General features: G+C 63.7%; 5 protein-coding genes. 1 reads left to right on the top strand and 4 read right to left on the bottom strand.

The genetic code is table 11. The features are described from left to right. Positions 1-272: 272 nt before the first annotated feature. A complete protein-coding gene (gene rapA, locus BFQ04_RS18360) occupies positions 273-3,119 on the bottom strand; it encodes an RNA polymerase-associated protein RapA (RefSeq protein WP_065952024.1) in 2,847 nt (948 codons plus the stop codon). Between the two features lie 219 nt (positions 3,120-3,338). On the opposite strand from rapA, the gene BFQ04_RS18355 reads away from it, so the two are divergent. Then, the gene (locus BFQ04_RS18355) at positions 3,339-3,680 is read left to right on the top strand and encodes an aspartate-semialdehyde dehydrogenase (protein ID WP_065893415.1); all 342 of its coding nucleotides are present in this window, start codon (positions 3,339-3,341) and stop codon (positions 3,678-3,680) included. Here BFQ04_RS18355 and BFQ04_RS18350 read toward each other — a convergent pair. The 3 genes from BFQ04_RS18350 to BFQ04_RS18340 form a co-directional block, all read right to left on the bottom strand. Beyond that, positions 3,677-4,858 (bottom strand): aminotransferase class V-fold PLP-dependent enzyme, encoded by a 1,182-nt coding sequence (locus tag BFQ04_RS18350; protein WP_065952023.1) that lies wholly within the window; start codon positions 4,856-4,858, stop codon positions 3,677-3,679. The two genes, BFQ04_RS18355 and BFQ04_RS18350, sit on opposite strands and share 4 nt — an antisense overlap. After that, positions 4,855-5,325, bottom strand: a complete 471-nt coding sequence (locus tag BFQ04_RS18345; protein WP_065952022.1) for a RidA family protein — start codon at positions 5,323-5,325, stop codon at positions 4,855-4,857. The genes BFQ04_RS18350 and BFQ04_RS18345 overlap by 4 nt, the downstream gene beginning before the upstream one ends. Positions 5,326-5,415: 90 nt before the next feature. Further along, complete coding sequence (locus tag BFQ04_RS18340; protein WP_065952021.1) at positions 5,416-6,288, bottom strand: LysR substrate-binding domain-containing protein; 873 nt, start codon at positions 6,286-6,288, stop codon at positions 5,416-5,418. Between the last annotated feature and the right edge of the window lie 73 nt (positions 6,289-6,361).

The raw sequence follows: 6,361 nt of genomic DNA, 5'->3' as shown, positions 1-6,361 counted from the left end.
CCGTTACGCAGAAACGGATATGTACTCGTTCCAATCCAGCATCCTGGTCGGCCCAGAGGCCGCCATCGGGGGCAAGCCCCCTCCCACATTTGGATTTGTGGGGTATCAGTAAGATAGTCATAGGCTGCCGGGCCCAGCGAGGAGCAAGCTCCCTCGCCACACGTTCGGCCTCACGCCAAAGTTGTGTAGATACCTACGCCCCGATGAGGCCCTGAAGGCTTATAAAAAAGGCCCGCAGTGTGTGCGGGCCTCTCTTTTTCAGCAGGCAGTGATCAACCCGCCACCAGCACTCGAATCGCTTCCAGTCGCAACGCCGCCTTGTCGAGCATGGCCAGGCCTTGCTCGCGCTGGTTGCGCAGGGCCACCAACTCGCTGTCGCGTACGGTCGGGTTGACCGCCTGCAGCGCGGTCAAACGCGCCAGCTCTTCGTCGGTGTCGGCCGCCAGGCGACGCTTGGCCTCGGCCACGCGCTCGGCGTGACGCGGGGCGATCTTCTCTTCGCCGGCGTTGATGCGCGGCGTCAACTGGTCGCGCTGGGCCTGCACGAATTTGTTGGCGCTGGCCCGCGGCACGCTTTCCAACTGGTCGTTCAAGGTCACGAACGACACGCGGCCGGACAGGTCATTGCCGTTGGCATCCAGCAGGCAGCGCAGGGCCGCCGGTGGCAGGTAGCGGCCCAGTTGCAGCGAGCGCGGGGCAACCACTTCGCTGACATACAGCAGTTCCAGCAAGACGGTTCCCGGCTTGAGCGCCTTGTTCTTGATCAGCGCCACGGCGGTATTGCCCATGGAGCCGGACAGCACCAGGTCCATGCCGCCTTGCACCATCGGGTGTTCCCATGTGATGAACTGCATGTCTTCACGCGACAACGCCTGGTTGCGGTCGTAGGTGATGGTTACACCTTCGTCGTCGCCCAGGGGGAAGCTGGCGTCGAGCATCTTTTCGCTGGGCTTGAGGACCAGTGCGTTTTCCGAATGGTCTTCGCTGTCGATGCCGAAGGCGTCGAACAGGGTTTCCATGTAGATCGGCAGGGCGAACTGGTCGTCCTGCTCGAGGATGTCCTCGACCAGCGCATCACCTTCACCCGCGCCGCCGGAGTTGAGTTCCAGCAAACGGTCGCGGCCGGTGTGCAGCTCCTGTTCCAGGCGCTCGCGCTCGGCGCGGGCTTCGTCGATCAGGGCCTGCCATTGCCCGTCGTCGGCGTTTTCCAGCAGCGGCAGCAGGCGTGGGCCGAACTGATGCTGCAAGGCGTTGCCGGTCGGGCAGGTATTGAGGAACGCGTTCAGGGCTTCGTGGTACCACTGGAACAGACGCTCTTGCGGGCTGGTTTCCAGGTACGGCACGTGCAGTTCGATCACGTGTTTCTGGCCGATCCGGTCCAGACGGCCGATGCGCTGTTCCAGCAGGTCGGGGTGGGACGGCAGGTCGAACAGCACCAGGTGGTGGGAGAACTGGAAGTTGCGGCCTTCACTGCCGATTTCCGAACAGATCAGTACCTGGGCGCCAAATTCTTCATCGGCGAAGTACGCTGCGGCGCGGTCGCGTTCGAGGATGTTCATGCCTTCGTGGAACACCGTGGCCGGAATGCCGGAGCGTACGCGCAGTGCGTCTTCCAGGTCCATGGCGGTTTCGGCGTGAGCGCAGATCACCAGGACCTTGGTGCGCTTGAGCATTTTCAGCTGATCGATCAGCCACTCGACACGCGGGTCGAAGCGCCACCAGCGGTGCTCTTCCTCGATGTCCGGTTGTGCCTGGAAGCTGACTTCCGGGTACAGCTCGGCGTGTTCGCCCAGCGGCAACTCCATGTATTCGTCCGGGTTCGGCAGCGGGTAGGCGTGCAGCTTGCGCTCCGGGAAGCCTTGTACGGCGGCGCGGGTGTTGCGAAACAGCACGCGGCCGGTGCCGTGGCGGTCGAGCAGCTCACGCACCAGGCGCGCGCTGGCTTCGGTGTCGCCATCGTTGACGGCGGTCAGCAAGGCTTCGCCTTCGTTACCAAGGAAACCCTGGATGGTCTTGTGCGCGGCAGGCGACAAACGGCCCTTGTCCAGCAGCTCCTGCACGGCTTCGGCCACCGGGCGGTAGTTCTCGCTCTCGGCGCGGAAGGCGTGCAGGTCGTGGAAGCGGTTCGGGTCGAGCAGGCGCAGGCGCGCGAAGTGGCTGTCCTGGCCCAGTTGTTCCGGGGTGGCGGTGAGCAGCAGCACGCCGGGAATCACTTCGGCCAGTTGCTCGACCAGCGAGTACTCGGCGCTGGCCTTGTCTTCGTGCCACACCAGATGGTGGGCTTCGTCGACCACCAGCAGGTCCCAACCGGCAGCGAACAGCGCGTCCTGGGCCTTCTCGTCGTCCACCAGCCATTCCAGGGCGACCAGCGCCAGCTGAGTATCTTCGAACGGGTTGGTGGCATCGCTTTCGATAAAGCGTTCTTCGTCAAACAGTGCAACCTGCAGGTTGAAGCGGCGGCGCATTTCCACCAGCCACTGGTGCTGCAGGTTTTCCGGGACCAGGATCAGCACGCGGCTGGCACGGCCCGAGAGCAACTGGCGATGGATCACCAGGCCCGCTTCGATGGTCTTGCCCAGGCCCACTTCGTCGGCCAGCAATACCCGTGGTGCGATACGGTCGGCGACTTCGCGGGCGATGTGCAGTTGGTGCGCGATGGGTTGCGCACGCACGCCGCCCAGGCCCCACAGCGAAGACTGCAGCTGGCGGCTGGTGTGTTCCAGGGTGTGGTAGCGCAGCGAGAACCAGGCCAGCGGGTCGATCTGCCCGGCGAACAGGCGGTCGCTGGCGAGGCGGAACTGGATGAAGTTGGACAGCTGGGTTTCCGGCAGGGTGACCTGCTCGTTCTGCCCGTTGAGGCCGTGGTAGACCAGCAGGCCGTCGACGTCATCGACTTCCTGTACGGTCATTTTCCAGCCTTCGAAATGGGTGATGCTGTCACCCGGCGAAAACCTCACGCGGGTGAGGGGCGCATTCCGTAGCGCATACTGGCGAGTGTCGCCAGTGGCCGGATAGAGCACGGTCAACAAGCGGCCGTCCTGTGCCAGAACGGTGCCTAACCCCAGCTCTGCTTCGCTGTCACTAATCCAGCGTTGCCCCGGTTGATACTGCTGCGCCATGCTGCCTGACTCCCGCCGTGAAAAAGCCGACTATCTTAACGGAACAAGGCCCCACGCCCAAGGACTCTGACGAAAACTACTGGGTTGGTGTGCACGCCCGCCGGCTAAATCGACGGGTGGCGGGCACTCACAACTGTCGACTGGGTCACAGCTTGGCGAGCGAACGCTCAAGTCGCCCTGAGGCGCGCCGACAGCCTGTTGATCAGGAGAATCAAGATTATGTTGCCACCCATGCTGCCCGTCAGTGTCGTGCCGGTCACGTCGCAACTCGATCCGGTGCGCCAGAAGCCGGATATCCCGCCCGTTGTGCCGGTTCAACCGGGCTCCAACGAGAGCACCATCGACCTGAAAAAGGGCGATGCGGAGCAATCGACCTTTCTGCTGCGCGAAGAACAACGCCGCCAGCAAGAGCAGCAAAAACGTCAGCGTGAAGCCGGCGACGACCCTGAGCAGCACCTGCCGATTCCCGGCGATCTGCTCAACGCCGACAACACCGTTCCCGTGGCGCCGCTGATTGAAGACGCACCGCGCCAGGGCTTGTGGGTAGACATCGAGGTTTAGTCGCGCAGTGCTCGCAAGGCCCCCAGCAGTAACTCGCAGTCCCGGTCGTCGTTGAATGGGCTGACGGAGATTCGCGCAATGCTGTTCAACCCGCGCGCCTGCATGTCCAGCGGTGTGTAGGCCACACCGTTGGCGCCGATGTTGATGCGCTGCAAGCCCAGGCGCTGCTTGAGTTCGAAGGCGTCCCAACCGCTCAGGTTGAAGGCGATCAGTCCGGACTGAAGCGTGCCCACGTCATGCAAGGAAAGCCCCGGGATCTGGCGCAGCCCTTCGCGGATTCGCGCGCTGGTGCGCGAGACGCTTTCCCATACCGCTTCTATCCCCAGTTGGTTGATCTCCTGCAAGGCATTGCCGAGTCCGGCCAGCAAGGCAAAGGACGCTTCGCTGGTCTCGAAGCGCCGCGCGTCGTTGCGCAAATCGAAACCGGCGGCGGTCCAGGGGGCTGAAAACACATCGCGCTGGGCAGGATTCAGGCGCTGCAAAAACGCCGGCCTTACATACAACAGTGCTGTGCCCCGTGGCCCGCGCAGGTGCTTGCGGCCGGCGCACTTGAGCACATCGCAGTGCAGCGCCTGCACATCCACAGGCACCTGGCCGAGCGCCTGTCCGGCGTCGATAAAGTAGGGGATGGCGTGACGCCGCGCCACTTCGCCGATGGCCTGGGCAGGGTTGATCAGCCCACCGTTGGCCGGTAGCCAGGTGAGGTTGATCAACTTCACGTCGGCGTCAATCATCGCCTCCAGTGCCACCGGGCACACTGCGCCGGCCGCATCGCAGGGGATGACGTCGATTCGAGCACCTGCTTGCACGGCCATGGCCATGCTCGCCAGGTTACCGCCCCATTCATGCCGGCCCACCAGGATGCGGTCACCCGGCTGCCACGGTCCCAGGGCCTGGAACGCCAGGTTCCACGCCGTCGAGCCACTGCTGGCGAAGGCAATGGAAGGCGCAGGCGCATTGAGCAATTGCCCGGCGGCGCGACGGGCCTGCTCCACCAGCAGAGCGCCATGCTCGCCAGCTTCCATCGGACCGTCCTGGGCTTCGCGTTGCAGTTGCGCGACGATGGCGTCGAGGGTGGCCTGGCTGGGCAGAGAAGCGCCGGCATGATTGAAGTGCACGATGCCGGCCCGGCAGCCAGGCGTGGCCGCTCGCAGCTGTCGGATGTCCAGCGGGGTCACGGTTGCAACTCGAAAATGGCGTCAACCTCCACGGCCACGCCTGCTGGCAAACTGCTCACGCCGACAGCGGTGCGCACATGCTGGCCTTTGTCACCGAGGGCGTTGACCAGCAGGTTCGACGCGCCATTGGCGATCACGCTGTGGCGCTGGAAATCGGCGTTGCAGGCGATGAATACCCCCAGCCTCACGATGCGCACCACGCGCGACAGGTCATCGCCCAGGGCATCGCTCAGTTGCCCGAGCAGGCCCAGCGCCGCGAGTTCTGCCGCCTGCGCGCCTTGTTGATCATCCAGCGTGTCGCCCACGCGACCGACGTAGGCGGGCGTGCCATCGAGCAGGGGAATCTGCCCGGAAATGAAGAGTTGGTTCCCGCTGACGACATGGTTGATGTAGTTGGCCGCCGGTTGGCTGGCAGTCGGCAGTGTCAGGCCAAGGGCGTGAACGCGTTGACGGATGGAGTCGCTCATCATGCAACCTCTTGAGGGGTGAGGTTCCAGCATGTTGGCTGCACCGGTGGCCGACAAACGGATAGATCTCAACCGACGCATCTAAAAAAATCATGCGTCGGCGCAGGTTGCCTGCAGCCACTGACTGAAACATGTCGCCGCTTCGCTCAGCGGACTGTGGGGCGTGATCAGCCAGTAGCCGATCTCACTGTGGTACGGCGGCCAGTCGAACGCCTCCACCAGGCTGCCGTCGCGAAGCTTGCGCTGGATCAGGCGATGGCGGCCCATGGCGATTCCCTGGCCGGCCACGGTGGCTTCGACCACGATGTTGTAGTCATGCAGCATCACGCGAGGGTGGCGCTCAAGGTCGACCTGATAATGCTGCGACCAATCCGTCCACTCGAACGGGCGGTGTGAGGTGGCCATCAACAGCGGGCTATCCTGCGATTGGCCGGCCTTGAAGGCCGGGCTGCATACCGGTGACAGGGTTTCGGTCATCAGTCGCGTGGCGTGCACGTCGGGCCAGTCGCCCTTGCCGTAACGGATGGCCAGGTCAACCTCGGCACCGGCGACGTTGGCCAATTGAATGGCGGGCAGCAATTCAACCTGGATATGCGGGTAGCGATCGAGAAACCCGGCCAGACGCGGCGCCAACCACAGCGTGGCAAAGGACGCCAGCAAGCCGACGCGCAACAGGCTCGGGCCGGGAACTTCTTTTTGGTGGCGGGTGGCGGTTGCAATGGCATCAAGGGCCGGGCGGATTTCGTTGTAGTAATGCTGGCCGTCCACCGTTAGATCTATCGCACGTGTGCGCCGGATAAACAGCGGTTTGCCCAAGTGTTGCTCAAGTTTCTGCACCTGGTGGCTCAGGGCGCTCTGGGTCACCGACAACTCATTTGCCGCCTTGATAAAGCTCAAGTGCCGCGCCACAGCCTCAAAGGCGCGCAGGGCCAGCAACGGAGGAAGGTCCTTGTGCAGTGCCACCGGGTTGCGTCTCCTGGGGAGGAAGGAAAGTGCCGATTCTGGTCGATGCCCTGCCTTTTGTCGCCCGCTGATT

This window comes from Pseudomonas sp. 37 R 15 (genome assembly GCF_900004865.1).
Taxonomy (GTDB): Bacteria; Pseudomonadota; Gammaproteobacteria; order Pseudomonadales; family Pseudomonadaceae; genus Aquipseudomonas; species Aquipseudomonas fluorescens_AM.
Note: the sequence above shows the minus strand (reverse complement) of the source record. Positions and strands in the feature narration are given on the sequence as shown.